This is a genomic window from Verrucomicrobiia bacterium (assembly GCA_035629175.1).
GTDB lineage: Bacteria > Verrucomicrobiota > Verrucomicrobiia > Limisphaerales > DASXHY01 > DASXHY01.
Genome location: DASPIL010000027.1, coordinates 1 through 3,012, shown reverse-complemented (window position 1 = coordinate 3,012; position 3,012 = coordinate 1). Strand labels below are relative to the sequence as shown.

The 3,012-nt window shown below is 58.3% G+C and carries 3 protein-coding genes; 1 reads left to right on the top strand and 2 read right to left on the bottom strand.

From position 1 onward, the window contains the following. Window positions 1-359: 359 nt before the first annotated feature. Window positions 360-1,136: an enoyl-CoA hydratase gene (locus VEH04_04525; GenBank protein HYG22026.1), complete on the bottom strand. Its 777-nt coding sequence runs from the start codon at window positions 1,134-1,136 to the stop codon at window positions 360-362. A 273-nt stretch (window positions 1,137-1,409) separates the two neighbouring features. On the opposite strand from VEH04_04525, the gene VEH04_04520 reads away from it, so the two are divergent. After that, window positions 1,410-1,781, top strand: a complete 372-nt coding sequence (locus tag VEH04_04520) for a hemerythrin family protein (GenBank protein ID HYG22025.1) — start codon at window positions 1,410-1,412, stop codon at window positions 1,779-1,781. 20 nt (window positions 1,782-1,801) lie between these two features. Here VEH04_04520 and VEH04_04515 read toward each other — a convergent pair whose 3' ends face one another. Continuing rightward, a complete protein-coding gene (locus tag VEH04_04515) occupies window positions 1,802-3,004 on the bottom strand; it encodes a murein transglycosylase A (protein ID HYG22024.1) in 1,203 nt (400 codons plus the stop codon). Window positions 3,005-3,012: the final 8 nt, after the last annotated feature.

The window sequence follows — 3,012 nt, the reverse complement described above, 5'->3', positions numbered from 1 at the left end:
GTCTGCCCCGGCATCCTTTCGGCGCCGCGCTGCGAATCGTTTTGTTCGTCAGCAGCAGAGAAACGAGATTATGAAGCGTTTTCGATTTCGCGTCAAGCACTTCGTGCATTAACTTGTTCGCGTAACTGCTTCTTTTTGCTCAACTTTTCAGTTTCGCAATCTGCTTTCGGATCGTTCTGTCCGTCAGCAGCAAAGAGATGGGATTATGAGGCGCTTTTCAGAACTCGTCAACTACTTCACTGCGAAATTCCAAAAGCTCTTGCCACAAAAACCACACTACCACCCTCCCGGCACGCTCCGAATTACAGGCAGGCAAACCGCCTTTTCCTGCTCCGTTTCGCGACGGGAGGCGCAATATATCAAAGGTTCCGGAAGCTTGGCAAGCGCTTCTCGATAAAAGCCTTCATTCCCTCTTTTTGGTCCTCGGTGGCGAAGGTGCTATGGAACAGGCGGCGCTCGAACTGAACGCCTTCGTTAAGCGTCGTCTCGTAGGCGCGGTTGATGGATTCCTTTACCATCATGGCGATCGGCAGCGACATGCCGGCGATGGTAGCAGCCGCAGATACCGCCTCGTCCATCAGCTTGTCCGCAGGAACCACTCTCGATACCAAACCGGCGCGCTCAGCTTCGGCCGCGTCCATCATGCGGCCAGTAAGGCACATATCCATTGCTTTCGATTTGGAAACAGCGCGCGGCAAGCGCTGTGTTCCGCCCGCACCCGGAATGGTACCCAGTTTGATTTCCGGCTGGCCGAACTTTGCCGTGTCCGCCGCAATGATGAAATCGCACATCATGGCCAGTTCGCACCCTCCGCCGAGGGCATACCCGGCAACCGCAGCGATGACGGGCTTGCGAATGCGACGGATCTGCTCCCAGTTCCGCGTAATATAGTCGCCTTTGTAAGCGTCCATGAACGAATAGTTGGCCATCGCACCGATGTCGGCGCCGGCGGCGAATGCCTTTTCACTGCCAGTAATCACGATGCAGCCGATGTTCTCGTCGGCGTCGAATGCTGCCAGCGCAGCGCCGAGCTCATCCATCAGCTTGTCATTGAGCGCGTTCAGTGCCTTGGGACGATTCAGCTGGATCACACCTACCTTTTCGCGGGTTTCAACCACAATATTTTCATAGGTCATTCTTATAGTCTCCTGGACAAGAAAGGATGGCCGCCATTGTACCCCTCTCGCCGCACATCCCCGCCAACACCGATAAAACGGGCGAATCGCTCCCTCGCCTCATTGCGCCATATCAAACGAAGGCCGGTCCGAGGGGGTAGCATGAATTTTCGGCAAGCGCCTGTTGCAGCGCCGCTCCGTCCCCCTTTTGCACTCCACTCAGAAAGGCTCTCCATGACGCAATCGACATCCGCTTGGCTACCCACGTCCGATATATCGTCTGGAGTGCCGGCAATGGATCGGTTGCATCACGACATGTTCAACGCCTTGGACGCCCTTTCCTGTGCTGATGACCGGGACTTTCCCACCCAATTCGGCCTATTCGTGAGTACTGCGGAACGACTGTTTCGCAAGGAAGAAGTATGGATGGACGATCTGGACTATCCCGGCCTGCCGACACATCAGGAGGAGCATGCCCGCGTGCTCGGAGCGCTGCATCATGTCCACGCTCAGGTGATGGACGGAGACACCGGCATCGGCAGGCAGGTCGTCAATGAATTGATGCCGCAGTGGCTCTTGTTCCACATAACGACGATGGACTCGCCGTTTGCACTGGCGATGCAGCTTGGCGACGGAGCGCGCGAACCTGCACTGCACGCCTCATAATGCGCGCAGCGGCAACGCGTTTAGCGTGATATCAACACAGGAGGCGCTCCCAGTTTCGGCAGCAGCACCCACATTTGGCCGCGCTGCTTCATCTTGCCTGCCTTCTCGCCTGCGTCACCGCCGAACCCCCAGAAAAAATCCGCACGCACAGGATTCCTGATGGCGCCGCCCGTATCCTGCGCCATCATGAGCCGCTGCAGCGGTATTTCTTTTCCCGGTTGTGTCGTCGCCAGAAATACCGGAACGCCAAGCGGGATGAACTGAGGATCGACAGCGATTGAACGCTGCGGGGTCAAAGGAACACCGAGGGCGCCTTTCGGCCCCTTTTTTGGATCTGCAAGCTTCTCTTCACGGAAGAAAACATAGCTGGGATTAGCGCTGAGCAATTCCTGCTGCCGTGCCGGGTTGGACGCAAACCACGCCTTGATCGACTGCGCGGAAGCCTGATCGAGCGTCATTTCCCCCTTGTCGACAAGGTAGCGGCCGATCGACTTGTAGGGATGCCCATTCTGGTCCGCATACGCAATTCGGATTGTTTCCTTCGTATCCGCCAATTGCACGCGGCCAGACCCTTGCACTTGCAGGAAGAACGCCTCCACCGCGTCGTCAACCCAGACGATCTCCTTGCCGACCAATGCGTTCGACTGCATCATCTCTCCGCGCGTGGGGTAGGGAACCACTTTGTTGCCCACGACGCGTCCGCGCAAGCGCATATTCTTCAGCTCAGGATAGACAGACGAAAGGTCGATGGTCAGCAAGTCGTCCGGCGCGCGGTGCAGCGGGATCTGGAATGCGCCGCCGCGTTTCCGGGCGCCGCGCAACAGCGGCTCGTAATAGCCCGTCACGAGGCCGGTGTCCGATCCATCCTGGTTGAAGACCTGGTAGGGGGTGAAAAACGATTCGAAGAAGGTGCGCACAGCAGTCTCGCTTGCGCCATCCACGCCGGCCGCAACCTGGCAAGGCTCTTTCCAGTCAGATTTCCTGACCAGCACCTCGCACGAGGTGACAAAGGCGGGCCAGGCTTCGCGCAGATTGTCCCTGCCCCAGCCCGGCATCGCCGCGAACGTCGCGGCACGGAACAGCTCTTTGGGCGCCTCTGCCGGCTTCTCCGGCGGCACGGGGGCAACGGGCGGTTTTGCCGGCGGGGCGGGCGGGACCGTCGTACAGGCGGCGATGAATACGGCAATGGCGGAAGCGAGTAGACTTGTGCGGATAACTGACATCGAGGAAT